The 24,565-nt window shown below is 63.6% G+C and carries 33 protein-coding genes and 1 pseudogene; 9 read left to right on the top strand and 25 right to left on the bottom strand.

The features are described from left to right. Window positions 1–261 precede the first annotated feature (261 nt). Complete coding sequence (gene rpsB, locus ACTTAG_RS09550; RefSeq protein ID WP_444462110.1) at window positions 262–1,017, top strand: 30S ribosomal protein S2; 756 nt, start codon at window positions 262–264, stop codon at window positions 1,015–1,017. A 70-nt stretch (window positions 1,018–1,087) separates the two neighbouring features. After that, a complete protein-coding gene (tsf, locus tag ACTTAG_RS09545; RefSeq protein ID WP_444462109.1) occupies window positions 1,088–1,996 on the top strand; it encodes a translation elongation factor Ts in 909 nt (302 codons plus the stop codon). Between the two features lie 326 nt (window positions 1,997–2,322). On the opposite strand, the gene ACTTAG_RS09540 is transcribed toward tsf, so the two are convergent. From ACTTAG_RS09540 to ACTTAG_RS09485, 12 genes and pseudogenes are all read right to left on the bottom strand, one after another. Further along, window positions 2,323–3,081 carry a helix-turn-helix transcriptional regulator gene (locus tag ACTTAG_RS09540; RefSeq protein ID WP_444462108.1) on the bottom strand — a complete coding sequence of 253 codons (759 nt, stop codon included), beginning with the start codon at window positions 3,079–3,081 and terminating at the stop codon, window positions 2,323–2,325. 176 nt (window positions 3,082–3,257) lie between these two features. Next, the gene (locus ACTTAG_RS09535; protein ID WP_444462107.1) at window positions 3,258–3,689 is read right to left on the bottom strand and encodes a TIGR01244 family sulfur transferase; all 432 of its coding nucleotides are present in this window, start codon (window positions 3,687–3,689) and stop codon (window positions 3,258–3,260) included. A 60-nt stretch (window positions 3,690–3,749) separates the two neighbouring features. After that, complete coding sequence (locus ACTTAG_RS09530) at window positions 3,750–4,433, bottom strand: HAD family hydrolase (protein ID WP_444462106.1); 684 nt, start codon at window positions 4,431–4,433, stop codon at window positions 3,750–3,752. Beyond that, entirely contained in the window at window positions 4,424–5,083 is a 660-nt protein-coding gene (locus ACTTAG_RS09525) for a phosphoglycolate phosphatase (protein WP_444462105.1), read from the bottom strand. The genes ACTTAG_RS09530 and ACTTAG_RS09525 overlap by 10 nt, the downstream gene beginning before the upstream one ends. Then, entirely contained in the window at window positions 5,083–5,634 is a 552-nt protein-coding gene (locus tag ACTTAG_RS09520) for a thioredoxin family protein (RefSeq protein ID WP_444462104.1), read from the bottom strand. Before ACTTAG_RS09520 ends, ACTTAG_RS09525 begins: the two co-directional genes overlap by 1 nt. 4 nt (window positions 5,635–5,638) lie before the next feature. Continuing rightward, window positions 5,639–6,326 (bottom strand): annotated as a pseudogene (rpe, locus tag ACTTAG_RS09515) (ribulose-phosphate 3-epimerase). Window positions 6,327–6,384: 58 nt separating this feature from the next. After that, complete coding sequence (locus ACTTAG_RS09510; RefSeq protein WP_444462103.1) at window positions 6,385–7,761, bottom strand: ribulose-bisphosphate carboxylase; 1,377 nt, start codon at window positions 7,759–7,761, stop codon at window positions 6,385–6,387. Between the two features lie 18 nt (window positions 7,762–7,779). After that, window positions 7,780–8,844, bottom strand: coding sequence for a class II fructose-bisphosphate aldolase (gene fba, locus ACTTAG_RS09505; RefSeq protein ID WP_444462102.1), 1,065 nt, complete (start codon window positions 8,842–8,844; stop codon window positions 7,780–7,782). 79 nt (window positions 8,845–8,923) lie between these two features. Further along, entirely contained in the window at window positions 8,924–9,925 is a 1,002-nt protein-coding gene (gene gap / locus ACTTAG_RS09500; protein ID WP_444462101.1) for a type I glyceraldehyde-3-phosphate dehydrogenase, read from the bottom strand. Window positions 9,926–9,933: 8 nt separating this feature from the next. After that, window positions 9,934–11,907, bottom strand: a complete 1,974-nt coding sequence (gene tkt / locus ACTTAG_RS09495) for a transketolase (protein ID WP_444462100.1) — start codon at window positions 11,905–11,907, stop codon at window positions 9,934–9,936. 82 nt (window positions 11,908–11,989) lie between these two features. Further along, the gene (locus ACTTAG_RS09490; protein ID WP_444462099.1) at window positions 11,990–12,868 is read right to left on the bottom strand and encodes a phosphoribulokinase; all 879 of its coding nucleotides are present in this window, start codon (window positions 12,866–12,868) and stop codon (window positions 11,990–11,992) included. Between the two features lie 4 nt (window positions 12,869–12,872). Beyond that, window positions 12,873–13,868, bottom strand: coding sequence for a class 1 fructose-bisphosphatase (locus ACTTAG_RS09485; RefSeq protein ID WP_444462098.1), 996 nt, complete (start codon window positions 13,866–13,868; stop codon window positions 12,873–12,875). A gap of 92 nt (window positions 13,869–13,960) precedes the next feature. Here ACTTAG_RS09485 and cbbR point away from each other — a divergent pair, with 92 nt between their 5' ends. Further along, window positions 13,961–14,902: a LysR family regulator CbbR gene (gene cbbR, locus ACTTAG_RS09480; RefSeq protein ID WP_444462097.1), complete on the top strand. Its 942-nt coding sequence runs from the start codon at window positions 13,961–13,963 to the stop codon at window positions 14,900–14,902. Between the two features lie 89 nt (window positions 14,903–14,991). After that, window positions 14,992–15,963, top strand: coding sequence for a quinone oxidoreductase family protein (locus ACTTAG_RS09475; RefSeq protein WP_444462096.1), 972 nt, complete (start codon window positions 14,992–14,994; stop codon window positions 15,961–15,963). Between the two features lie 123 nt (window positions 15,964–16,086). Here ACTTAG_RS09475 and ACTTAG_RS09470 read toward each other — a convergent pair whose 3' ends face one another. The 11 genes from ACTTAG_RS09470 to ACTTAG_RS09420 form a co-directional block, all read right to left on the bottom strand. Further along, window positions 16,087–16,317, bottom strand: a complete 231-nt coding sequence (locus tag ACTTAG_RS09470) for a hypothetical protein (RefSeq protein WP_444462095.1) — start codon at window positions 16,315–16,317, stop codon at window positions 16,087–16,089. Further along, on the bottom strand, window positions 16,310–16,504 hold the full coding sequence (locus tag ACTTAG_RS09465; RefSeq protein WP_444462094.1) for a hypothetical protein: 195 nt from the start codon (window positions 16,502–16,504) through the stop codon (window positions 16,310–16,312). The genes ACTTAG_RS09470 and ACTTAG_RS09465 overlap by 8 nt, the downstream gene beginning before the upstream one ends. Further along, the gene (locus tag ACTTAG_RS09460) at window positions 16,504–16,737 is read right to left on the bottom strand and encodes a hypothetical protein (protein WP_444462093.1); all 234 of its coding nucleotides are present in this window, start codon (window positions 16,735–16,737) and stop codon (window positions 16,504–16,506) included. The genes ACTTAG_RS09465 and ACTTAG_RS09460 overlap by 1 nt, the downstream gene beginning before the upstream one ends. Further along, on the bottom strand, window positions 16,737–16,901 hold the full coding sequence (locus tag ACTTAG_RS09455) for a hypothetical protein (protein ID WP_444462092.1): 165 nt from the start codon (window positions 16,899–16,901) through the stop codon (window positions 16,737–16,739). Before ACTTAG_RS09455 ends, ACTTAG_RS09460 begins: the two co-directional genes overlap by 1 nt. Further along, window positions 16,901–17,341, bottom strand: coding sequence for a transglycosylase SLT domain-containing protein (locus ACTTAG_RS09450; RefSeq protein WP_444462091.1), 441 nt, complete (start codon window positions 17,339–17,341; stop codon window positions 16,901–16,903). The genes ACTTAG_RS09455 and ACTTAG_RS09450 overlap by 1 nt, the downstream gene beginning before the upstream one ends. A gap of 206 nt (window positions 17,342–17,547) precedes the next feature. Next, on the bottom strand, window positions 17,548–18,204 hold the full coding sequence (locus ACTTAG_RS09445) for a hypothetical protein (protein WP_444462090.1): 657 nt from the start codon (window positions 18,202–18,204) through the stop codon (window positions 17,548–17,550). Window positions 18,205–18,322: 118 nt separating this feature from the next. Next, window positions 18,323–18,862: a hypothetical protein gene (locus tag ACTTAG_RS09440; protein WP_444462089.1), complete on the bottom strand. Its 540-nt coding sequence runs from the start codon at window positions 18,860–18,862 to the stop codon at window positions 18,323–18,325. A 5-nt stretch (window positions 18,863–18,867) separates the two neighbouring features. Further along, on the bottom strand, window positions 18,868–19,311 hold the full coding sequence (locus tag ACTTAG_RS09435; protein ID WP_444462088.1) for a hypothetical protein: 444 nt from the start codon (window positions 19,309–19,311) through the stop codon (window positions 18,868–18,870). Beyond that, a complete protein-coding gene (locus ACTTAG_RS09430) occupies window positions 19,308–19,538 on the bottom strand; it encodes a hypothetical protein (protein ID WP_444462087.1) in 231 nt (76 codons plus the stop codon). The genes ACTTAG_RS09435 and ACTTAG_RS09430 overlap by 4 nt, the downstream gene beginning before the upstream one ends. Continuing rightward, a complete protein-coding gene (locus tag ACTTAG_RS09425; RefSeq protein ID WP_444462086.1) occupies window positions 19,538–19,828 on the bottom strand; it encodes a hypothetical protein in 291 nt (96 codons plus the stop codon). Before ACTTAG_RS09425 ends, ACTTAG_RS09430 begins: the two co-directional genes overlap by 1 nt. 57 nt (window positions 19,829–19,885) lie before the next feature. Further along, window positions 19,886–20,938 (bottom strand): hypothetical protein, encoded by a 1,053-nt coding sequence (locus tag ACTTAG_RS09420; RefSeq protein ID WP_444462085.1) that lies wholly within the window; start codon window positions 20,936–20,938, stop codon window positions 19,886–19,888. Between the two features lie 284 nt (window positions 20,939–21,222). Here ACTTAG_RS09420 and ACTTAG_RS09415 point away from each other — a divergent pair, with 284 nt between their 5' ends. Genes ACTTAG_RS09415 through ACTTAG_RS09400 form a run of 4 tightly spaced genes read left to right on the top strand, consistent with a single transcriptional unit; the run spans window position 21,223 to window position 23,290 of the window. Further along, window positions 21,223–21,681, top strand: coding sequence for a hypothetical protein (locus tag ACTTAG_RS09415; RefSeq protein WP_444462084.1), 459 nt, complete (start codon window positions 21,223–21,225; stop codon window positions 21,679–21,681). A gap of 30 nt (window positions 21,682–21,711) precedes the next feature. Next, window positions 21,712–22,161: a hypothetical protein gene (locus tag ACTTAG_RS09410; RefSeq protein ID WP_444462083.1), complete on the top strand. Its 450-nt coding sequence runs from the start codon at window positions 21,712–21,714 to the stop codon at window positions 22,159–22,161. Further along, window positions 22,158–22,736 carry a hypothetical protein gene (locus tag ACTTAG_RS09405; RefSeq protein ID WP_444462082.1) on the top strand — a complete coding sequence of 193 codons (579 nt, stop codon included), beginning with the start codon at window positions 22,158–22,160 and terminating at the stop codon, window positions 22,734–22,736. Before ACTTAG_RS09410 ends, ACTTAG_RS09405 begins: the two co-directional genes overlap by 4 nt. 17 nt (window positions 22,737–22,753) lie before the next feature. Further along, on the top strand, window positions 22,754–23,290 hold the full coding sequence (locus tag ACTTAG_RS09400) for a YcbK family protein (RefSeq protein WP_444462081.1): 537 nt from the start codon (window positions 22,754–22,756) through the stop codon (window positions 23,288–23,290). Between the two features lie 55 nt (window positions 23,291–23,345). Here ACTTAG_RS09400 and ACTTAG_RS09395 read toward each other — a convergent pair whose 3' ends face one another. Both ACTTAG_RS09395 and ACTTAG_RS09390 read right to left on the bottom strand, forming a co-directional pair. Next, on the bottom strand, window positions 23,346–23,978 hold the full coding sequence (locus tag ACTTAG_RS09395) for a helix-turn-helix domain-containing protein (RefSeq protein WP_444462080.1): 633 nt from the start codon (window positions 23,976–23,978) through the stop codon (window positions 23,346–23,348). After that, window positions 23,965–24,189, bottom strand: coding sequence for a hypothetical protein (locus tag ACTTAG_RS09390; RefSeq protein WP_444462079.1), 225 nt, complete (start codon window positions 24,187–24,189; stop codon window positions 23,965–23,967). The genes ACTTAG_RS09395 and ACTTAG_RS09390 overlap by 14 nt, the downstream gene beginning before the upstream one ends. Before the next feature lie 239 nt (window positions 24,190–24,428). Between ACTTAG_RS09390 and ACTTAG_RS09385 the strand changes: the two genes are divergently transcribed. Continuing rightward, a complete protein-coding gene (locus ACTTAG_RS09385) occupies window positions 24,429–24,563 on the top strand; it encodes a hypothetical protein (RefSeq protein WP_444462078.1) in 135 nt (44 codons plus the stop codon). Window positions 24,564–24,565 lie beyond the last annotated feature (2 nt).

Genomic DNA, 24,565 nt, shown 5'->3' with positions numbered 1-24,565 from the left:
TCGGCGCTTTCGCGCCTCTCCCCCGGGATATTTGCGGCAAGATAAAGGAACACCGATTTATCTTGCGCCAATTATCCCCGCCGGAGGCTTCGGCCGTCAAAGACCGGCGCGGGGGCTTGCCAGAGAGGGAAGGCTGGTCTATAGGGCGCGCACTTCACAGGCGGAGGCGGGCCAGCGGCGGGAGACATCCCCGTTCGGTCCACCGGTTGGGGGAAACCCTGAAATCCTCCGCTCAGGCGCAAACCGGAAAGGAAATGGAACATGGCGCTTCCCGATTTCTCGCTGCGTCAGCTTCTTGAAGCTGGCGTTCACTATGGCCACCAGACGCAACGCTGGAACCCCCGCATGGGCGAGTTCATCTATGGCGAGCGCAACGGCATCCACATCATCGACCTGACCCAGACCGTGCCGATGCTGGACGCGGCGCTGAACGTGGTCCGTGACACCGTCGCCAAGGGCGGCCGCATCCTCTTTGTCGGCACCAAGCGTCAGGCCTCGAAAGCCGTCGCCGATGCCGCGGAAAAATGCGCGCAATACTACATGAACCACCGCTGGCTGGGTGGCACGCTGACGAACTGGAAGACCGTGTCGCAGTCGATCGCCCGTCTGAAGCAGATCGACGAGATCATGGCCTCGGGCGCTGAAGGCCTGACCAAGAAAGAACGTCTGGGCATGGAACGCGAGCAGGCCAAGCTGCAGGCCTCGCTGGGCGGGATCCGCGAAATGGGCGGTCTGCCGGACCTGCTCTTCGTGATCGACGTGTCGAAGGAAGATCTGGCCATCCTCGAAGCGCAGAAGCTGGGCATCCCGGTCGTGGCGGTGGTCGACACCAACTGCTCGCCCAAGGGCGTGGATTACATCATCCCCGGCAACGATGACGCCGCCCGCGCCATCGCGCTTTACTGCGACCTGGTTTCGCGCGCGGCCCTTGACGGCATGAGCGCGCAGATGGGCGCCGCCGGTGTCGATCTGGGTGCGCTGGAAGAAGCCCCGGTCGAAGACGTCGCCGAGGCCTGAGCCCGGCCGTCACGCAAATGACATCGGGCGGGGGTAACCCCGCCCTCACCCCATTCAGAGGAGAGATCCGATGGCTGTCACCGCTCAGATGGTGAAGGAACTGCGCGAAACCACCGGCGCAGGCATGATGGACGCCAAGAAGGCGCTGACCGAATGCGACGGCAACATGGATGCCGCCATCGACTGGCTGCGCACCAAGGGGCTGGCGAAAGCCGCGAAGAAAGCCGACCGCGTGGCCGCGGAAGGTCTGATCGGCGTGGCCGTGACCACGGGCCGCGGTGTCGCGATCGAGATCAACTCGGAAACCGACTTCGTCGCCAAGAACACCGATTTCCAGGCGCTGGTGCGCGACGTGGCCAAAACCGCGCTGGAAGTGGGCGAATCGGTCGAAGTGGTGAAGGCGGCTGCGCTGAACGGCAAGACCGTTGACGAAGTGATCAGCGAAGCCATCGCCCGCATCGGCGAGAACATGACCTTCCGCCGTCTGCACGTTCTGGAAGGCGACACCATCGTGTCCTATGTCCATAACGCCGCCGCGCCGGAAATGGGCAAGATCGGCGTTCTGGTCGCGCTGAAGGGCGATGCCGCGAAGGCGCAGGAAATCGGCAAGCAATTCGCCATGCATATCGCGGCGACGGCTCCGGTGGCGCTGAACGAGGCCAGCCTCGATCCGGCGATCCTGGAGCGCGAGCTGCAGGTGCAGACCGCCAAGGCGCTGGAAGAGAATGCCACCTCGGCCAAGCCCAAGCCCGAGCAGGTGATTCACAACAACATCATCCCGGGCCGGATGAAGAAGTTCCTCGAGGAATCGACCCTCGTGAACCAGAAATTCGTGATGAACCCCGATGTGACCGTGGCGCAGGCCGCGACCGAAGCGGGCGTGGAAATCACCGGCTTTGCGCGTCTCGTCGTGGGCGAAGGCGTCGAGAAGAAGGAAGAGGATTTCGCCGCGGAAGTGGCGAAGATGGTCGGCGCGTAAGCGCTGCCCCCTCGGCACGGATTTGCGCCGCCCTTCGGGGCGGCGTTTTCTTTGGCCGCAGGCCTTCCGCGCCGGAACGGGCGGGCGATGACGATGGGGGGGATGGCGGGGGCGGAAATTGAAACGGCCCAGACGGGTGACTATATACCCGCTGGGCCGTACCGGAAAACCGGGTGGGATCTCGTCGGATCAATCTTCGACTGCTTCCCCGTTCCTGGCCGAAGCCACCACTCACGGAACACGTGTATCTAAGGCTTTTCCGAGGATTCGGAGTAGTCAGGTTTTCCTTACCGTGAAGGAATGTCGCAGGCCTTTTGGACAGGTTGTCAGTGCTGGCCTGGCGAGGTGATGAAAAGTTGCTTCTGCATCGAGGCCTTGAGCAGCGCCTGCGCGGTGGTTTCGACCTCGAGCGCCTCGCGCGCCAGCCGCAGATGCTTCTCCACCGTGGCGATGTTCAGCCCGAGGATCTGCGCGATATCGGCCGAGGTCTTGCCGTCGCCGACCCATTCCAGCACCTCGCGCTGGCGCGCCGTCAGCGGGCGGCGGGTGGTGGAAAAGGGCAGGGCGCTCATCTTCATGTGCATGACCGTGTTCAACACCCGCAGGTCGCGGCCGTGCTGGTCCCAGATCGCGTCCACCGCATCCTGATCCAGACCGGGTTTGGCGCAAAGACCGATCGCCCCCTTGGCGCGGGCCGAGGTGTCGGCAAAGCCGATCGAATAGCCCGCCTGCACATTGAAGCGCCGGTTGAGCTCCAGCACCTTCTTTTCCGCCTCGGTCAGAAGCCCCGCCGCCGCGCGTTCGGCGACGACGCGCCAGGAACAGGCGCCGACCGACCCCACCGCCCATTTCACCATCGGCGCTTCCGAGAAGGTCCCGACCGCAAGGAAGGATTGCAGATAATCGGGGTGATGGTTCGACAGGATCAGCATGTCCTCAAGCGAGGTGAGGTTCTGCGTCGCGCTGAAGCGCGTGAATCCGTAGATCAGCCGGTCGAAACCGTAATTTGCCATCTGGGCACAATGCATGTTCCAGATGGTGCCGATGTCATCGGCGACCAGAAGTTGTTCAAGATGATCCAGCATTGCGCGCGTCTCACACCTCGCAAGCTTGCACAGATCACGTTTTTGCCATGCGTCGCAAGCTGCGCGCAAGCCCGTTAACCAGCCCGCACGGACTTCGGTCACAAGGTCGCACAGTGCACCATCCGTAACGCTTCTGTGCAATTATGCTTTTTTACCAAGCGGTTAAACTTCGATCCTCAGTCAACCGAGGCTGCCTTGGCGCGCAGCATCGGCACCAGCCCGGACAGATCATATCCGGCATTTCGGGCGGTTTCGACGATTTTGTCAAGCGGCTGCTGCCCGGCCTGGCTCAGCGCCCACAGATGCGACGACCGGGTTCCCGAGCGGCACCAGGCCAGAACCGGGGCCTCGGCGGTGCTCAGGGCCGCCTCGAAACCGGCGATCAGCTCGGGGCTGAGCGCGCCCGGATGATAGGGCAGATAGACATAGGCCAGGCCGGCTTCCTTGGCGGCGGCCTGCATCGCGGCATCGGACAGGCCGGCCTCCACCTCGTCATCGGGGCGGTTGTTGATCAGGGTCCGAAAGCCGAGCCGCGCGGCTTCGGCGATCTCTTCAAGGGCGATCTGCGGGGCCACGGCGAAATCGGGCGTCAGGATGCGCAGGTCCATGTCTTCCTCCGGCAAGGTCCGCGGCCACTCTGGCCTGTGGTGCCGGTCGGCGCAAGGGGCTCAGGGCAGGTCGGGGATGTCTTTGCGCGACAGGGCCGTCAGATCGGAGATCAGCCAGTCCGCCGCGGTGAAATCGTCGCCGCGGGTGTATTCCGAGGGCGTCAGAACCACGCGCAGCCCCGCGGCCCTGGCCGAGACAAGACCGGCGCGGCTGTCCTCGAAGGCCAGGCAGGCACCGGGCGGCAGGGCCAGACGCTCCAGCGCCAGAAGATAGACATCGGGGGCGGGCTTCTTGCGCGCGACCTCGTCCCCCGCGGCAATCACCTCGAAAATCGTTTCGGGAGGGCAACGGAAGGTGGCGGCGATCAGCGCATCGACATTGGCGCGGGTGGTGGTGGTGGCGATGGCAAGCCGCAACCCGGCGGCCCGGGCCCGGGCGATCAGGTCTTCGACCCCGGGCAGCAGGCTGACCTGACCCGAGGCGATGATTTCGACATAGCGCTGCGTCTTGGCCCGGTGCAGCGCGGCGATCTGCGCATCATCGGGCCCGGAGCCGAGGGTCTCGCGGTGTTTCGCCATCCGCTCCTTGCCGCCGGTGGTGCGCAGAAGCGTCCGATAATCATCGCGCGTCCAGTGCCAGTCGAGGCCATGGGCGGCAAAAGTCTCGTTGAACGCTTGACGATGCACTTCCTCGGTTTCCGCCAAAGTGCCGTCAACGTCGAAGATCAGCGCGCTCAGCCCCATGTCCAGCCCTCAACAATGCTTGGCAGGTCTTTGAAATCGCAGAACTTCGCGGCATGGGGCAGCGCGTCGACCGGGGTCTTGCGATAGCCTTCGGTGTAGATCAGGAACGGCAGGCCCGCGTTTTCGGCGGTCTGCGCGTCGATCTCGCTGTCGCCGATGTAAAGGGCGCGATCCCGGCCCAATAATCTTTGCGCCTCTTGCACCATCTCGGGGTTTGGCTTGCGCGTGGGCAGGCTGTCGCCGCCGATGACAAGCTGGAAATAATCGGTCAGACCGACATGGGCGATCGCCGCCAGCGCGGGTTTGTAGGGCTTGTTGGTGGTGATCGCCATCGGGCAGTCCATCGCCCGCAGACGCTCCAAGGCTGTGATCACACCCGGGTAAAGCGTGTTGCCCTCGACATCGGTTTCGTAGCGGGTGACAAGATCGGTATAGATCACGTCGAACAGCGGCCCGGCCGGGTCTTCGCCTGCGGTTGTCAGCAGGCAGCGCACCAGATGCGGGGCGCCTTGCCCGACGAAAGAGCGGATCTGATCGAGGCCGAGGGGCGCATAGCCCCGCGCGCCGAGCACATCGTTCGAGACCTTGTGAATGGCGGGCGCCGAGTCGATCAGCGTTCCGTCAAGGTCGAAGATCAGCGCGGGGGTCATCACTCTTTCCATTTGATCGAACAGCCCATCGAGGCGATCTGATCGCGCGGTCCCTGGCCGGTTTCGGCGACACTCAGCATCGCCTCGTAAAGCTCGCGCCGCGCATCCGCCGGACCGGCGGTGCGGCCCGAAGCGTCAAGACGGCCGCGATACTGCAGCTGATCATCGGCGTTGAATCCGAAGAAATCCGGTGTGCAGACCGCATCGTAAGCCTTTGCCACGGCTTGCGTTTCATCGAACAGATAGGGGAAACGAAAGCCCCGCTCCGCCGCCAGCCGGGCCATGTTTTCGGGGCCGTCCTCGGGATAGCTTGCAACGTCGTTCGACGAAATCGCCGCCACCCCGATGCCCACTTCCATCAGCGCCTCGACATCGCGTTGCAGCCGGTCAAGGATCGCCTGAACATAGGGGCAATGGTTGCAGATAAACATGATCAGCAAACCCTTCGGCCCGCGGATATCCTCAAGGCTCCAGAGCCTGCCCGAGGTGTCGGGCAGGCGGAAATCCGGGGCTTTCCAGCCAAAATCGCAGACCGGAGGGGAGACGGCCATGATCTTACAGCGCCGCCTGTGCCGCCGCGCGGATGGCGGCGATGTTCTTGCCATAGACCTCCGGGGTCGCGACCGAGCCGCCCTTGAAGACGCCCGAACCGGCCACGAAGACATCGGCGCCCGCGGCGGCCATCAAGGGCGCGGTGACCGGGTCCATGCCGCCGTCGATCTCGATATGCACCGGACGGTCGCCGATCATCGCGCGCAGCTTGCGGACCTTGCCGGTCATGTCGATGTATTTCTGCCCGCCAAAACCGGGGTTCACCGTCATCACGCAGACAACATCCGCAATATCAAGCACATGCTCGATCGCCTCGGCCGGCGTGCCGGGGTTGATCGCGACGCCCGACTTCATGCCGGCGGCGCGGATCGCCTGCAGCGTGCGGTGAATATGCGGCCCGGCCTCGACATGCGCCGTCAGCACATCGGCGCCCGCCTGCGCATAAGCGTCGATATAGGCATCGACCGGGGAAATCATCAGGTGCACATCCATCACGGTCTTCACATGCTTGCGAAAGGCCGCGACGGCGGGCGGACCAAAGGTGAGGTTCGGCACGAAATGCCCATCCATCACATCGACATGCACCCAATCGGCGCCCTGCGCCTCGATGGCCTGGATTTCACGGCCGAAATCGGCGAAGTCGGCGGAAAGGATCGAGGGGGGCGATCTTGATGGAACGGTCGAAGGTCATGTCGGTCTCCTGAGGGGTTGGGGCGGGGGTGTCCCCCCCCGCCCGGATAGCACGGCGTTCAGTTCACGCCCAGAGCGACGCGCCAGCCCGGATAGAGCTTGTCGGCATCATTCGGGAAGCTCTCGAAGGCGCGCGCCAGTTCGCGGTGCGATTTCGCATAGGTCACGAGGTCGATGCCCGCCTTCCAGGCGTCGCAGGACTGACGCAAAGATTTCGCCCCCGCGGTGCCGCCATCCAGGTGGCCAAAGGCGCCGCCGCCCGAGGTCTGGATCACGTTCGAATGGCCGAGGTTGTCGAAGAAGCCCGGCAGACGCAGCGCGTTCATGCCGCCCGAGATGATCGGCGTCGTGGCTTTCATGCCCAGCCAGTCCTGATGGTAGAACGGGCCCTGCGCGGCTTCATCGGTCAGCATGTAGGCCATGATCTTGTCCGAGGCATCGCCCTCCATCTTGCCATAGCCCATCGTGCCGGTGTGGATGCCCGAGGCACCTTGCAGACGCGACATCTTTGACAGAACGAAGGCGGTGTAGCCGCGCATCGATTGCGGCGAGGTCACGGCGCCATGGCCCGCGCGGTGATAGTGCAGGAACTGCCGCGGGAAGGAGCGCCGCGCGGTGGTGATCGCCGCCGGGCCGGTGACATAGCCATCCACGAGGAAGGCGACGTGATCGGCATTTTCGCCAAAGGTTTCAAGGATGTATTCGCCACGGGCGACCATTTCGTAATGATCGTCGGCGGTGATGTTGGCCGAGAAAAGCTTGGCCTCGCCGGTTTCATCCTGCGCCCGTTTCATCGCATCGGCGACCAGACGGATGGTTTCCTTCAGCGGCGCAAAGGTCTGGTTGCCCTGCGGTTCATCGTTCTTGATGAAATCGCCACCCAGCCAGAATTCATAGCAGGCATCGGCAAAGGGTTTCGGACGCAGGCCGAGCTTCGGCTTGATGATCGTGCCCACGACCATGCCGCCATCGACCACCGGACGACCCAGCACCCGCCACATGTCGGCAATGTTCATCGAGGGGCCGTCGAACAGGCGCAGATAGCAGGGCGGCACGTAGAAGTCGTGCATCTTGGCATATTCGACGTCGCCCATGCCCTGGTTGTTGCCGATCGTCAGCGTCAGGAACGAGCACAGCATCGCCCGGCCGTCGATGATATTTCGGTCAAAGAGTTCAACCGGATAGGCGATCTTCATGATCTCGCGCTCGGGGTCGATCTCATAGACCAGCGCATCGACGCCCCGGGTGAAATCGTCGGTGGTCGAGACCTCGACGTTGGTGCCGGTCGAGCTTTCGGCGGCGAAATGGGCGGCGGTTTCCAGATAGCCGTAGCCCGCCTTGGGCTTCATGATATAGGCGCAAAGCACATGGCGGCCAGCGGCGATGAGGTCGGCTTCCTTGAGGTCGAGCCGGGCGTAACGGTTAGACTGATCCATGATGAGGGGTCCTTTCGATCAGTTGGTTTTCGGCGCAAGCGAGCCGCTGGCGTAGCGTTTCGCCATGTCATCCATCGGGATGACCTTGATTTTCGAAGCATGGCCTGCGGTGCCGAAGGCTTCAAGACGCGCCTTGCAAAGATCGCGCATCGCATCCATCGCGGGCTTGAGGAATTTGCGCGGGTCGAATTCGGCCTTGTTCTGCTCGGCGATGCGGCGGAACTGCCCGGTCATCGCCATGCGGCAGTCGGTGTCGATATTGACCTTGCGCACGCCCATCTTGATGCCGCGGACAATTTCCTCGACCGGCACGCCGAAGGTTTGCGGCATCGCCCCGCCGAATTCGTTGATGATGTCCTGCAGATCCTGCGGCACCGAGGACGAGCCGTGCATCACCAGATGGGTGTTCGGCAGTTTCTTGTGGATCGCCTCGATTACCGACATGGCGAGGATTTCACCATCGGGCTTGCGCGAGAATTTATAGGCGCCATGCGAGGTGCCGCAAGCGATGGCCAGCGCGTCGACTTGCGTTTTCTTCACGAAATCAACGGCCTGATCGGGGTCGGTGAGCAGCTGGCTGTGATCCAGAACGCCTTCGGCGCCATGCCCGTCCTCGGCCTCGCCTTGCCCGGTTTCAAGCGAGCCCAGAACGCCCAGCTCCCCCTCGACCGAGGCGCCGACCCAATGCGCCATGCGCGAAACGCGCTCGGTGATGTCGACGTTATACTCGTAGCTGGCCGGGGTCTTCGCGTCGCCCTCAAGCGAGCCGTCCATCATCACCGAGGTGAAGCCGTGACGGATCGCAGTCATGCAGGTGGCTTCGTTGTTGCCGTGGTCCTGATGCATGCAGAGCGGAATATCCGGATAGATCGCGGCCAGCGCCTCGATCATCTTCGCAAGCATGATGTCATTGGCATAGGACCGCGCGCCGCGCGAGGCCTGGATGATGACCGGCGCATCGACGGCCTTGGCGGCCTCCATGATCGCCAGACCCTGTTCCATGTTGTTGATGTTGAATGCGGGCACGCCATAGGAATATTCCGCAGCGTGGTCAAGCAGTTGCCGAAGGGTGATCAGTGCCATTTTGATGTCCTCAACTCGCGGAGCTTTTTATCTTGCTCCAAATATCCCGGGGGTCCGGGGGCAGCGCCCCCGGCTTGGTTCAGATCAGCTTGCCCATCGCGACGGCGGTATCCGCCATGCGGTTAGAGAAGCCCCATTCGTTGTCATACCACGACAGGATGCGGACCATCCGCCCCTCCATCACCTTGGTCTGATCCATATGGAAGACCGAGGAATGCGGATCATGGTTGAAGTCCGACGAGACATTCGGCTGGTCGGTATAGCCGAGCACGCCTTTCAGCGGGCCATCGGCGGCGGCGCGGATCGCGGCGTTCACCTCGGCCACGGTGGTGTCCCGGGCGGCTTCGAACACGAGATCGACCACCGAAACGTTCGGCGTCGGAACCCGGATCGCCACGCCATCGAGCTTGCCTTTCAGTTCCGGCAGCACCAGCCCCACGGCCTTGGCGGCGCCGGTCGAGGTCGGGATCATGCTCAGCGCGGCGGCGCGGGCGCGATAAAGATCCTTGTGCATCGTGTCGAGCGTCGGCTGGTCGCCCGTATAGCTGTGGATCGTCGTCATGAAGCCTTTCGAGATCCCGATCGCGTCATTCAGCGCTTTCGCAACGGGGCTCAGGCAGTTCGTGGTGCAGGAGGCGTTCGACACGACCATGTCTTCGGCCGTCAGCGTGCCGTGGTTCACCCCGAACACGATCGTCTTGTCGGCGTTGTCGCAAGGCGCCGAGACCAGAACGCGTTTCGAGCCGTTTTGCAGGTGGGCCGCGGCCTTGTCCTTGGTGGTGAAGATGCCGGTGCATTCCAGCGCCACATCGACATTGCCCCAGGGCAGTTCCGCCGGATTGCGGATCGCGGTGACCTTGATCGGGCCGCGGCCCACGTCGATCCAGTCCTCGCCGGTGGTCACGGTCGCGGGGAAGCGACCGTGCACGCTATCGAAGCGCAGCAGATGGGCGTTGGTTTCCACCGGGCCAAGGTCGTTGATCGCGACGACTTCGATGTCGGTGCGGCCCGATTCAATGATGGCGCGCAGCACGTTGCGGCCGATGCGGCCAAAACCGTTGATGGCAACTTTGACGGTCATCTTTTCCCTCAGATCAGGTTTTTTGCTTCAGAGACAATCGCCTCTGCGGTGATGTTGAAGTGTTGATAAAGCTGCGGGGCAGGGGCCGAGGCGCCAAAGCCGGTCATGCCGACAAAGGCGTCGGTGGGGCCAAGCAGCATGCACCAGCCCTGCCGGATCGCAGCTTCACAGCCCACCCGCGGCGCCGTGCCTAGAACCTTGGTCACGTAATCCCGCGGTTGCGCCGCGAAAAGCTCGAAGCAGGGGGCAGAGACCACGGCGGCGCGGATCCCCTCTTTCGCCAGCTGATCGGCGGCGGCCAGCGCGATTTCCAGCTCCGAGCCGGTGGCGATCAGCGTCACCTGACGATCCTCGGGATCGCGGATCAGATAGGCGCCGCGGGCGGTCAGATTCTCGGCCGTATGCGTCGTGCGCACGGTCGGCAGGTTCTGCCGCGACAGCACCAGCAGGCTCGGCGTGTGTTTCGAGGTCATGGCGATTTCCCAGGCCTCGGCGGTTTCGACCGCATCGGCGGGGCGGATCACGTTCAGGTTCGGGATCGCCCGCAAGCTTGCCAGATGCTCGACCGGCTGGTGGGTCGGCCCGTCCTCGCCAAGGCCGATGCTGTCATGCGTCATCACATAGGTGACCGGAACCCCCATCAGCGCCGAGAGGCGAATGGACGGGCGGCAGTAATCGGCAAAGGCCATGAAGGTGCCGCCATAGGGGCGCAGGCCCCCATGCAGCGCGATGCCGTTCATTGCCGCCGCCATCCCGTGTTCGCGGATGCCGTAATGGATGTAATTGCCCGCAAAGGCGCCCGGCTTCACCGAAACCATCCCCTTCGACCGGGTCAGGTTCGAGCCGGTCAGATCGGCCGAGCCGCCGACGGAGTGGGGCAGGGTGGTGTTCACCACCTCGAGCGCCATTTCGCTGGCTTTGCGCGTCGCCACCTTCGGCTTGTCGGCGGAAAGCCTCGCTTTATAGGCGGCGATGGCGGCGGGCAGGGCCGTGGTGTCGTCGGCCTCGGCCTTGATGAAGTCGGCGCGGGCCGCGTGGTTTTGCAACCGCGCCTCCCAGTTGGCCCGCGCCGAAGCCCCCCGTGCCGCAACCCGGCCCCAGGCCGCGGTGAGTTCGGAAGGGATCTCGAAAGGGGCATGCGGCCAGTCAAGGAAAGCCCGCGCGGCGGCGATTTCCTCGGCGCCCAAGGGCGCGCCGTGCACGTCATGGCCGCCCTGCTTGTTCGGCGCGCCAAAGCCGATCACGGTGCGGCAAGCGATCATCGAGGGGCGCGGATCGGCCTTGGCGGCCTCGATCGCGGCGGCGATGTCATTGGCCGCATGACCGTCGCAGGATTGCACGTGCCAGCCCGCGGCGGCAAAGCGGGCAAGCTGGTCGGTCGAGGTCGAAAGATCGGTGTCGCCGTCGATGGTGATGCGGTTGTCATCCCAAAGCACGATCAGACGGCCAAGCTTCAGATGCCCGGCCAGGTCGATCGCCTCGTGGCTGATGCCTTCCATCAGGCAGCCGTCACCGGCAATCACATAGGTGAAATGGTCGACAATATCATCGCCATAGCGGGCGTTCTTCATGCGCTCGGCCAAGGCCATGCCGACCGCGGTCGCGATCCCCTGACCCAGAGGTCCGGTCGTCATCTCGATGCCCTCGGCATGGCCGTATTCAGGATGGCCGGCAGTGCGGGCGCCAAGTTGGCGGAAATTCTTCAGCTCTTCGAGACCCATGTCGGCGTAGCCGAGCAGGTGATGGATCGCGTAAAGCAGCATCGATCCGTGACCGGCCGACAGCACGAACCGGTCGCGGTCGGGCCATTTCGGCGTCGAGGGGTCGATTTTCATGAAACGGTTGAAAAGAACGGTGGCCACATCGGCCATGCCCATCGGCATGCCGGGATGCCCCGATTTCGCCTTTTCCACCGCATCCATCGCCAGCGCCCGGATGGCATTGGCCATCCGCGTTTCCTGCGCCATATCCAGATCCTTCATGGCTCCTCCTCCCTGATGAGCCGTTTCTTCCAGCGGCGGGCCCGGTTTGCCGGGCCTCGCCAATATCTTGATTTTGTTCGCCTTACGCGCGGGCGCGGCGGCCTTCGCGCACCAGCCGCTCGATCAGCGGCGTCAGGATCAGCTGCATCGCCAGATCCTGCTTGTTGCCCGGGATCACGATCGAATTCGCCCGGCTCATCCAAGAGCCATGGATCATCGAGGTCAGATAGGGGAAGTCGATGCCGCGCGGGTTGCGGAAGCGGATCACGATCAGGCTTTCATCCGGCGTCGGGATCCAGCGGGTGATGAACGGGTTCGAGGTATCGACCACCGGCACGCGCTGGAAGTTGATGTCGGTCTGCGAGAATTGCGGCACGATGCAATGCACATAGGCATGCATCCGGCGCAGGATCACATCGGTGACGGCCTCGGTCGTGTAGCCGCGCTGCGCCCGGTCACGGTGGATCTTCTGGATCCATTCCAGGTTGATCACCGGCACGACACCGATCTTCAGATCGGCATGGGCCGCGATATTGACCTGATCATTCGTCACGCAGCCATGCAGGCCTTCGTAGAAGAGCAGGTCGCTGTCGTCCTCGAAGGGCGCCCAGTCGGTGAAATGGCCCGGCTCGACACCGTATTTCGCCGATTCATTGGCGTCATGCACATAACGCCGGGTGCGGCCCTTGCCGGTTTCGCCATATTCGCGGAAGACGCGTTCCAGATCTTCGAGCGCATTCGCCTCGTAGGAGAAATGCGAGAAGGTGGCATCGCCCGCGGCATAGCGCCGGTCCAGTTCCGCCTTCATGTCGGCGCGGTTGAAGCGGTGGAAGGCGTCGCCCTCGATCGAGACGGCTTTCACGCCTTCGCGGCGGAAGATCTGGTCGAAGGTGGCCTTGACGGTCGAGGTGCCAGCCCCCGAGGACCCGACGACAGAGATGATGGGATATTTTTTCGACATGGGATCAGCTCCGGAAAAGACCACGGGTGTTGAAGAGTGCCGAGGTCTCCTCCCCGGGCAGGTCGTGATAGGCGGTGACGCGGGCCACCTTGGCCGCACAGCCGAAGACAAACGGCGTGCGCGCATGCAGCTTGTCGGGCACGGCCGAGAGGATGTCCTCGCAGCCGTCGGTGGCGCCGCCGCCCACTTGCGTGATCAGAAAGGCGATCGGCGCACATTCATAGACATGGCGCAGACGGCCGCGGGCATAGCCCTTGCGTTCGTCGCCCGGGTAAAGGAAGACCCCGCCGCGCATCAGGATGCGGTGGGTTTCGGCGACGAGCGAGGCGATCCAGCGCATGTTGAAGTTGCGCCCGCGCGGCCCCTCGGCGCCCGCCACCAGATCGTCGATGAAGGCGCGGATCGGCGAGGGCCAATGCCGGTAATTCGAGGCGTTGATCGCATATTCCGAGGTGTCTTGCGGCAGCGCCTTGATGTCGGGCAGGCGCTTGAAGCTGCGGCTGTCAAGATCGAGCACCCAATGATGCACGCCGCGCCCGAAGCTGCAGACGATGGCGCATTGCGGCCCGTAGATGATATAGCCGCCCGCCAGCTGCTCCGAGCCCTTGCGCAGGAAGCTGGTGTTCGGGTCGTCCGTCGCCGGGAAGACCGAGAAGATCGTGCCGATCGACACGTTCACATCGATGTTCGAGGAGCCGTCGAGCGGGTCGATGGCAAGCGCCAGCGTGCCTTCGCCCAGCGTCACCACCTCATCCTGTTCTTCCGAGGCGTAATAGGCGACGGAAGTGCCCGTCAGCGCCTCGCGGAAGGCGTCGTCCGCCATCACGTCGAGCGCCTTTTGACCATCGCCCCCGGCATTGGTGCCAACCCCCGCCGCCAGGTCCGTTTCCACCCCGTTGCGGGCAATGGTGCGGGCGAGATCCGCCCCCACACGCGCCAGCCGGGTCATCACATCCGCCAGTTCCGGGCTAAGCCCAAGACCGTCAAGCTCGATCGCCATGGCCTCCTCCTCATTCGGTTGGCCGGACGTTGCGCCGAAAGCGGTTTCATGCAAATTTGAAATTCGACAACTCTCTTTCAGGAAAATTTAACATGGTCCGGCTGGACGGGATCACGATGAAGCAACTGCGGGCGCTGAAGGCGGTTGCAAAATGGGGCTCGCTGACCGCGGCGGGCCAGGCGCTTGGCCTGACGACGCCTGCAATCCATACACAAATCAAGGGCTTGGAGGACGCAGTTCAAGTGCGCCTGTTGCAGCGCGCGGCCGATGGCGCGGGGTCGGACCTGACCGATGCCGGTCATGCGATGCTGGCGGCGGCGAAGCGGATCGAAGACGCTTTGTCGCAGGCCGGGGCCGATCTGGCGGCGCTGTCACGGGGCAAAACCGGCCGGGTGACGCTGGGGGTGGTCTCGACGGCGAAATATTTCGCGCCAAGGCTGGTCAAGGCGCTGAGTCTGTCGCACCCGGATATCGAGGTGGCGCTGCGGGTGGGCAACCGCGAGGCCACGATCGAGGGGCTGGAACGCGGCGCCTTTGAAATTGCGATCATGGGGCGGCCGCCGCGGCGGCCGCCGGTTCTGGCCGAGCCGCTCGGGCCGCATCCGCATACGCTCGTCGTGCCGCCGGATCATCGGCTGCTGGGGCAGGGGGGCAGCGCCGATGCGCTGCTGGACGAGGTGTTCCTGACCCGCGAACCGGGCTCGGGGACGCGGATTCTGATGGAGCGCTGGCTGGATCGGGTGGCCGACGGGCGCGCCTTCGAGACGATGGAGATGGAAAGCAACGAGACGATCAAGCAGGCGGTGATGGCGGGGCTGGGCATCGCCTTTCTCAGCCTGCATACGGTGACCGAGGAGCTTGGCTCGGGGCGGCTGGTCGAGCTGCCGGCGCCGGGGCTGCCGATCGTGCGCAACTGGTTCATGGTGCGGCGCGAGGACGAGGTGCCAAGGCCGGTGGCCGAACGGCTTTGGGAAGCGATCATCGCGCTGAAAGGCAGCTATTTTCCGACGCTGCCAGTGATTGAAGCCCGGTGATTGACGCCCGGTGACGGTGGCGCCATTGTGAGCGCAAACGGTCCGCGCCGGGGTTGGGGGGTGCGGTCGGCAGTCGGAAGGAGAATGCGATGAGCTATGCCATGGTCGTGACCGCCCCGGGCGGGGTGGAGAAGTTTCGCCGTCAGGACCGCGCGGTGCCGCAGCCCGGTCCGGGCGAGGTGGTGCTGCGCCAGACCGCGATCGGGCTGAACTACATCGACGTCTATTTCCGCACCGGTCTTTATCCCTGGGCCGTGCCCTCCGATCTGGTCCCGGGCGGCGAGGCGGCCGGCGTGATCGAAGCGGTCGGCCCCGGCGTCGATCTGCCGGTGGGGCTGCGCGTGGCCTATACGCTGCGCGACGGCGCCTATGCCAGTCACCGGGTGATCGCGGCCGATCAGCTGGTGGCGATCCCGGAGGGCATTTCCGACGAGGTCGCGGCGGCGGTGATGCTCAAGGGGCTGACCGTGCATTATCTGATCCATCATTCCTATCCGGTGGCGGCGGGCGATTGCGTTCTGGTCCATGCCGCGGCGGGCGGTGTCGGTCTGCTGGCCGGGCAATGGCTGAAGCACAAGGGGGTGCGGGCCATCGGCACGGCCGGCACGCCCGAAAAATGCACGCTGGCATTGCAGCATGGCTATGAGGCGGTGATCGACTACAAGACGCAGGATTTCGTCGCCGAGACGATGCGGCTGACCGAGGGCAAGGGCGTGCAGGCGGTCTATGACTCGGTTGGCGCGGTGACGGTGAAGAAATCGGTCGAGGTGCTGCAGACCTTCGGCACGCTGGTAAGCTTCGGGCAAAGCTCGGGACCGGCGCTGGATTTCCGCATCACCGATCTGGCGCGCGGCTCTCTGCGTCTGACGCGGCCGACCTTGTTCCACCATACGGCGCAACCCGGCTGGCTGCGCAAGGCCAGCCGCGAGTTGTTCGATCTGATCCTTGCGGGCCGGATCAAGGTCGAGATCGGGCAGCGCTATGCCCTGGGTGATGTCGCGGCCGCACATACGGCGCTGGAGGCCAGAAAGACCACGGGCTGCACGATTCTGACCCCATAATCGGGTTGGAGTTGCATCGGTATTTTACATAATACTGATTATCGGACTCTGGCACGCGCGACGGCGTTTCTTTGTTGACGCAGCCAAGCTAGCACCCGGAACAAATTCGCGCAAGCCCGTTGCTTATCCGGGCTTGCGACCGATCAGCTTTTGCAGCGGCGCGCGTGCCACGTTGACCCCGAAGGCCCACGCAAGCCCGATCCCGGCCCCGGCCTGATACCAGTCAGGCAGCGTTTGCAAGATGGATACACCTCGCGCCACAACCTCTTGAAAACCCGGAACAAATGCCCCGACATACGGCAGCAACAGAACAAGGCCGGCCGTTTCGTCTGCCCATTTCGCCCGATCAGCCATCGGCCTTTTCCCGCTCGATGTAGTCCAGGCGAATTCCATGGCCGTGAACCAGCTTTGCCACCTCGACCAGCCCGGCAGAGACGCGCGCCAGATCACCGGACACACGCACCCAGACTGCCCCAGCAACGGGCACCATCAGCCCCGCCAGCGCGCTTGCCACGTCCTGCCATCCGATCCCCTCGACCATCAGCGCCGCCCCCCGAAAAGCCACAGCCCGAGGCCCACCGCAGCCGCCACCGCCAGCGCGGCATAGGTCGGGCGCGGCGATCCGCTCTCGAACTCCCAAACGGTGCCGTAACCGGGCACGCGCCCGGCCAGAGTGTCAACCACGCTGGCCGCGATCCCGCCGCCCTGCGCGGGCTCCGGTGGCGTCTGCGCGCCGCCGCCAAAGCCAAGGCTTTCCATGAGCCCCGAGAACATCACCGGCCCCCCTGCGTCATGCGATAGACCACCACCGCGCCAGCCCCGAGGGCCAGCCATTTCAGCGCATCAGCCGCGCCCTTGCCAGCTTCCTTGCCCGCGGCCCAGCTTCCGACGCCGAGGGCACCCGCAGCCGCGATCCCGGCCCAGATCAAAACAGGCATCAGACAGCCCCCCCTTGCCCGTAGAACTGCACAATCTTGGCCTTCACCCGGTCCAGATACCGCAGCCGATCGCGCTGATAGCTTTCGCCCATCTGTTGCCACCCGGCCCCGCCGTTATAGGCGCAGATAATCCAATCCCGGTTGGAATTGATCCGCGAAAGGCGTTCCATTTCAGCCGTGCCGAAATAGACCCCCCCGGGAATGGTGTGAAGGTTTTCCGCCGTGGGGGCGAATTTCGAATATCCCGCCCGGGCGCAGGTTTCCGCCGTGGCGATTTTCACCTGATAGATGCCAAGCGACGTTCCGTTGTCCCCGTCAAGGTTCGGGTTGATTGACGAGTTTTCAACGGCCATGATTGCCGCGGCAACGTGCATGTTGTTCCGCGCCCAGCCCGAGACGTTGGGCATGTTTTGCCGCAGCGTGTATTCGTAACGGTTCATTTGAACCACCGTTGAGCCGGTCGGAACAGCCGGAACAGCCGATGGCGTGGGCTGAATTCCGGTGTAACTGTCCATTTCCGGGGGCGTCCATTCCCCATCGTCGCGCCCAAGGCCGATCAATTCGGAAATGGGCGGCACATAACCCATGCGCGACCCGGCGTAATAAATGCCCCCGAGGGCAAGAACTGCGATAAGGCCCCGGCTACTCAATTGAAGAACTCCGCAGGCTTGCCCCAATCGCGGAAGATCAGCGCGCCATGAATGACTTCCGTCTGAGCCGCCCGCATGAAAAGGTAAGTTTCGTCGGGCTCAATAACGAATTCCTGCACTTTTGCAGCCCACCCACGCAGCGCCGCAAATGTCGATTGGTTCAAGCTGACCGCCGTGGATATTTTCGCCTGCGCCAAGATCGCGGCTTTCGTGGTCGCTGCGACAGCCGCGTAACCCTGCGTCACGGCAATATGGGGCACGGCCCCGAAGCCTTTGCGGAAAACCGGCACCGGAAGACAGCCGCCTTCCAAGATCACGCTTTCGGGTGCGGAAATCAGCTTGAAAGCTTGCAGCGTGTTCCCGGCCACCGTGAAATCCGCGGTGAAAGAGACCTTTTCCGACGCGCGGACCATGAACATTGCCGCGGACCCGGCAACGGCGGTGAACGTCTTGTTCAGAGTGGCAAACGAAATCGTGCTTTCGTCGTGTGTCACCTTGGGCGCGACCTCGCCCGAGGTATGGGCGGGAAGATCGGATGCCAGGGTAACCCAGCCGCCGACATGGAACGGGTTGAAGACCTGCACCGCGTTGCGATCCACCGGCAGGCTTTGCCCTTCCCACAGGTCATAGCCGGTTGATCCCTCGCGCAGCACAAGCCGCGGGAAATCGCCCGCCACATAACAAACCGTCGCAATCGCCGGGAAAGTCCAAGCTTCGCCCGGTTTCAGATAGACCCGCAGGAGCTTTTTCGGCTCAATGTCGATCAGCATTTCAGTTTTTCCTTGCGATGTAGAGGGCGGCAAGCGCGAAGCCCATGACGAGGGCCGAAAGCGTCGTCAGGTTTTGGCTGAAATCGCCCGTTTTCGTTTCTGCGACGATGGAAAGCGCCTCTTGCAGCGCGCGCGACTGGTCCTGTTGCGCAGATCCGGCAAGCTGCATCGCCCGCGCCGCCTGTGCGTCTGCGAACTCAAGGACGTTTTGCCCTTGCCGCTGCATCTGCTCCAGCGTGTCGCGGTATTGGCGCAGCGTGTTATAGGCGAAAGTTTCCAGCCGGATTTGCCCTTGATCGGCAAAGCCAAGAACGCGCGTCGCAATGCTCATCACGTCCGAAACCGTTGCCGAATTTGAAGACGTGAGAACCTGAAAGTTCGCCCTCAGCCCCTCAAGTGTCGCCCTGATAACTTGGTCATCTGCGCCGATAATTGCGCTGTCCAGAATTTGCAGCCCGCTTTGTTGGGTTGCGCGCCGGTCCAGAATGTTTGTGGAAGTCGTGGACGCGCTCGCATCCGTGGTTCTCGACCGCGAAGACATGCCCCCTACCCCGCCGCCTCGACCAGCTCGACCGCCTCGCCATAGATCACGGCGGCAGGCTCCCCGAGGCCGTCAAGCGTCTCTGCGAAGGCCGCAGCGCCCGCCATGCGGGCCAGCGCCTTCACCCGGTCGGAGTGCATCCGCACCGGAACGCCCGCGATTTGCGCCGCGCCGATCAGCGATTGCAGAACGACGCGCGCCAGCTGCGGCACCGATTGCAGGACGCGGGCGAAGTGAATTGCGAGCATCCGTTCCGGTTCGGAGTTGTCCAGCGCGAAGACCGCGTAACCCTGAAGGTTCTGCGCGTCATCTTCCACGATCAGACCGAACATTTCGCCGCCCTCGACCTCAAGGAACGCGGCCAGATCGCCCGCCTCGGGCAGGTTCGCCAGTTGCACGCGCCGCAGGATTTCGCCGCCCTGCCCCGGCACAAAGAATTGCGCTTTCATTTTCTCAGCTTGTTCCATGCCCATTTGGCGAGAAGGGCCACGATCACGCCCTTGATAAGATCGTTGACGAGGCCACCGAGGGGGCCAGAGGCGGAAGCATCAGCGCCCACCGAAATATTCCCGGTCTGGGCACCGCCGCCCGAGTTGTAATCCGTCCCGGTCGCCGCGTAGGCGCTCGAACTGGTCGAAAGCCCCAGCGAAGGAACGGTAGAGGGGGGGATTGCCATTATTTCATCACCACCAGAAGAACGACCACGGCCACCGCGACCGCGCCCATTGTTTGCATCGCCCGAATGTTGTCCCCGCGCAGGAACTTTTCCCGATCAAGGAACATTTCGAGTTGATTCAGATCGTGCGCGTCAGCCTCTTGATGCAGAGCGCCGCGCCCTCGCGCGATATCCTCGGCAATATCGGCCCCGGTGTCGGTGATTTGCGCAACGCCGCTGACCACCTGACCGAATTGCCCGATAACCGACACCGCGCCGTCAAGGAAACCGCCGCCAGCTTGTTCCGCCATTGATTTTCCCTCAGATTTCAGACCGGGGGGGCGATGCGCCGCCCCCCCCGCATCGCGTCACCGCTGGCTTTCGTAGGGGCCGCAGTGAAACGTGATGATGTCATAGCGCTTCGCCGTGCCGCCCGTGTCCAGATCGAGCGTCAGGCGCACATCAGCCGCCCGGGCGCGCTGCGACACCGTGCGGGCGAGACTGTCAACGCCCTTGCCGTCCTGATCGCGCCAGAAGTCCAGCATCAGGCCATCCGGCAGCATGTCCGTTCGCTGGCCCCACATGCGCGACAGAGCCCGGATCGAAGATGCCTGAGCGTTGAACGCCTCGACCCCGTCGATTTCAAGGTTTGCGGCCTTGACGCCCGGACCCAGAACCCAGATGCGGGAAAAGTCGATCCCGAAGGGAATATCGGTGAAAAGCTGCTTCCCCGGGGCTGTGACGTTGTAGACGTTCCGCGTCGTCGTTACGAAGAAGCCGATCGGGCGCGTGATGGGCGCATATTCGAAGGCGGGCTTCAGGACCATTCCCGCGGGCCACTGCGCCGAGGCGCGAACCATGATACGCGCCGAAGAAATGCCCTGCGTCCCGAAAAGATAGGCGTCTTCGGCCATGTTTTCCTTGAATTGGCGCGGCGCACCGAAGCCCCACGCAAGGAAGCCTTCGTTGATCGTCCCGCCGTGAAGGTAGCGGGCGAACGAGTAGAATTCCGCCCCGGTGAACCGCCACGCCTCGCGCCCTCCGATTTCAAGGGAAATCTGATCGACATATTTTTCGAAGAAGGCGGACCGGACGATATATTCACCATCAACCGGATCAGTTTCGCCCGCGATTGCCGCCGAAGCCACCAGCCGGAAGAAAAACTGCCGATATGTGTATTCCCCGCAGGGAATTTGGATGGCGGTTTGCGTGTTCGCCGCGAACGGCCCGACGACCGCCCCGATATCCTCCGAATAAGAGAAAATCACCGGGGCCGAGAGGCGCACGCCGATGGATTGGCCGACCTCGGAACGCGGGATTTGACGGCGCGTCCCCAGCGGGCCGGGCCGGTTTTCGGCGCGCTCGCGCCGTTCGGCTTCTTCAGCCTGACGACGCCGCTTTTCCTGATTTGTCAGGGCCATGTTTTGCGCCTCACTTGCCGATGAAATCGCCGAGGGGGGTATTCTGGCGGGCGAATTCGACCGCGATCACGCCGAGGGCAACGGCAATCATCATGCCCATGATATTCTTACCCATTGGTAACTCCGATTTGGGTTTCAGGAACGCCCAGACATTTGCGGAATTTTTGGCTCGCCTCCATATTGAATTTTGTTACCTAAATAACCCTAAATTTTAGGTGTTTTTGTTCCTTGTAATCTCAAAGTTTATTTGCTGAATGTGTGACACCACTAGAAAGGCCACTCACATGCAAAAAACCCTACTGCCGTGCTTTGCCGAATATATCCCGCAGAGCCGGAAAAAATCTGAAATTGCCGCAGAAATGCGCCGCACTTGGCAAACCGTGTATATGTGGCTCTCTGGCCGCAAAAACATTCCGCACCGCCTGCGCCCTGAATTGTCTGAGGTTGCCGGTTTGCCGCCCGACTTCGACTGGCAGCGATACGAGATCGAGCGCGCGGCCATGACCTCGCCCCCCGCCACTGAGCCGACCGACACCGAGGCCCCCGCGCCGCTGGCCGTCGATCCCCCGGCCAAGCCCGAGGCCGCGCCCCCTGCCCCGCGCCGCCTTACCGCCAAGCCGCCCGCAGGATGGCCGCAGAGTGCGCAACCTTCGCGCCCGCTACCCACCCCCCAGAAAGTCGCGCAGCCGCATCAGGCGGGCGGGAAATCAGCCTCTGCGGGCTTTTTCGGGTTCGGGGGGTGATCCATGAGCGGGATTGACCTTGAAAGCGCCGTGATCGGCGCGGGTGCATCCGATGAATTCCGGCCCGAGGAAATCGCAAGCGCGCTTGCCCCGCCCTCCCCTGCTGTCGATCCGGGGCAAGCCCTCGACCTCGACACCGGCCCGGAAATCGACCCTGAAGCGCCTGAAATCATCCCCCCCGAGGTATGGGCGGAACAGTGGACGGTTCTTCACGAAGTCGCCGGTGGGATGATCTCGGCCAGTTGCGGCGGGGCTCCCTGTCCGCTTGGCGATCAGGCCCGCAGCGACGGCGGGCAGATCGCAGCCCGCGCGACTTATGACCTGATTGCCTCGCAGCCGTGGCTTGCCAAGATCATGCTTTCCCCGAACGGCGGCGCGCTGGCGAACTCCCTTGCGATCCTCGCCCACGGCTTCGCCTGCGTCCAGATCGTGCGGGCAGCGCGTGCCATGCCGGTTTCGCAGCCCGAGGCCGCAGCATGAGCCGCAAAGCGCCGAAAATGGCCGGTGACTTCGCAACCAGCGTCACGGCGATTTGGGCGGGCCGCGGGGGCGGCAAGACCACGCTGGCCCGCGCCATGATCGAGCGCGCCAAGCTGGCCCGCGTCTTGATCCTCGACCCCATCGCGGGCGAAGGCGCGCGAACGGTCCAAGAGGCCATGGGGCTTTTGGCAACGGGTGCGCCGCGCGTCGTTTTGGCATCGTCGCACCCCGAGACGCTGCGCAACGCGATCCTTGCGGCCTATCTGGCATCCAGCAAGACCGCGCCGCTTTTCGTGGTCTGTGACGAGGCCCCGCTTTACCTCGACCGCGCGACACCGGCCCTCAAGACGGTGATTTTCCGGGGGCGGCATCGCGCCCTTGGAATGTTGCTCTTGGGCCAGCGCCCGACCGCCGTTGATGCGACGATCCGCAGCCAAGCCGCCGTGACCTACTGGGGCCGAATGACGGATCACCGCGACCTGCAAAACGCGGCCCAGAGCATCGGCCCCAAACTCGCCCAGAGCCTGACAACCGCTGCACCTGGCTCATTCATCCACCACCCCCCGACCCTGTGAAAAGGACACCGCAAGCCATGGAAATTGCTAAACTTTACTGGCCCAACCACACCCACGCACCCACCACGCCCGAAACCGGCTGGCGCTGGCCGAACTTCCGCCCCTCCGAACTCGCGTGCAAAGGGTCCGGTTCCCTCAAGATCGACCCGGCCAGCCTCGACAAGCTGCAAGACCTTCGCGCAACCATCGGGAAACCCTTGCGGATTCTTTCGGCCTATCGCTCGCCCGCCCATAACCGCAAGGTTGGCGGCGCGACGAACTCGCAGCACCTTCAGGCGAAGGCGTTCGACGTGATGCAAAAAGACCTCGACCCGGCCCAATTCGTCGCCGCCGCGATCCGCGCGGGGTTCACCGGGTTCGGCTTCTACCCGGATCAGGGCTTCATCCACATCGACACCGGCCCCGCGCGCCACTGGGGCAGCTGGCCCGGCCTCGACCTCGACAAGATCAAGGCCGAGGTCGCCCGCCCCGCGCCCGCCCGGTCCCTGTCGATTGCGCCCCGGCTTGGCCCCGTCGCGCGGGCGGTTGCCGCCCTGCGCCTCGCCTTCGCCTGACCCTCTCCCCGGCCTTGCAGGAACAAGCGCAAGGCCGGGGCAAGCCCTGCTTGTTCTAAGCAGCTTCCACCGCAGCCCCACGCGCAAGCGCCTGCATGTTTAGGGCCTTCTGCCTGACCTGCGCGAACGGTTCCCCCTGCGCCGCGCCTGCCCGATAGGCGAACGCGATCCACGCTTGCAGATCAGCTTCCGGTTCTGGCGCAACGGCTGTCGCTGCCTCTTGCATGGCGTGGCCGCGACCAGCGGCCCCCTTTCCATGTTCTTTAAATGTTACTTCATGGTTGGGGCCCCCATTTTGGGGGGGGTTTTTCCCCCATTTTTGGGGGGGTTTTTCCCCCATTTTGGGGGGGGTTTTTTCTTGTTTCGGCTGAGCCTCTCCACCCCACGGGCCGAGGCCGAACTTGTAGCAAACCGCCCGGTGCCGCCCGCCGTTGCGATAGGCAACAGGCTCGATGATGCACGCGGATTTGAGGGCGGTAATCGCCCGGTCAACCGTGTTCGGTGACGCCCCAGACTTCTCGGCAATCATCTTCTTGGGGGGGAAGGCGATTCCGGTTTCCCAGTTGCAATGGTCCAGCAACACGGAAAGGATTGCCAAGGTTGCGCCCTTGATCCCGCGCGAAACCGCCAGAGCCTTGACTTTTTTCTGATACGTCCCGCCGAAGGGCTTTTCGTTAGCTGCGGCCATTGGTGCGCCCGCCCAGATCGAAGCCAAGCTGCACGGGCGCATCCCACTCGCCCGTTGCTTTCATCCGCGCAACTGCCTTGCGGATTGACCGATCCGAGCGCCCAAGCGCCTCTGCGATTGCCTCAACGGTCCAGACCTTCCCGCCGATCCCCCCGAGACGGGCGGACCGGATGAATTCCGATTCCGGTTTCGTGATGTTCTTTCCGCGCATGGTAGTCCTTTGGATAGGACCGCCGCGCTTGCGTTGTTCCGCCCTCTCGGGTATCTTTCGGGGGCGTTTGGGCTCTGAGCCTAGTTGTAGCTGCCGCGTTTCTTTGTTGACGCTTTTAACCGCGCCCCGCTGCATACTAAGGCTTGTGGTAGCTCAAACGCTCTCCCCCCAAATACTGATTATAGGATTTGTGCCTAGATCGCCCCGGGCCGCTTCGGCCCGGTAGCAAAGGTGATCACATGGCACAAGCCGTCAAGACGACCCTCCGCGTCGTCACGCTTCCTATCGTCTCCGTCCTTGGCATCGTCTGCGCCCTCTACTGGCCGCAGGCGCATGGCGCGTTCTGCGCGGGTCTCACGTCCACGGTGGTCTGATC

The organism is Rhodobacter capsulatus (assembly GCF_052363185.1).
In the GTDB taxonomy this organism is placed as follows: domain Bacteria; phylum Pseudomonadota; class Alphaproteobacteria; order Rhodobacterales; family Rhodobacteraceae; genus Rhodobacter; species Rhodobacter capsulatus_E.
The sequence above is the reverse complement of the archived record's forward strand: the minus strand, read 5'-3'. Positions and strand labels throughout refer to the sequence as shown.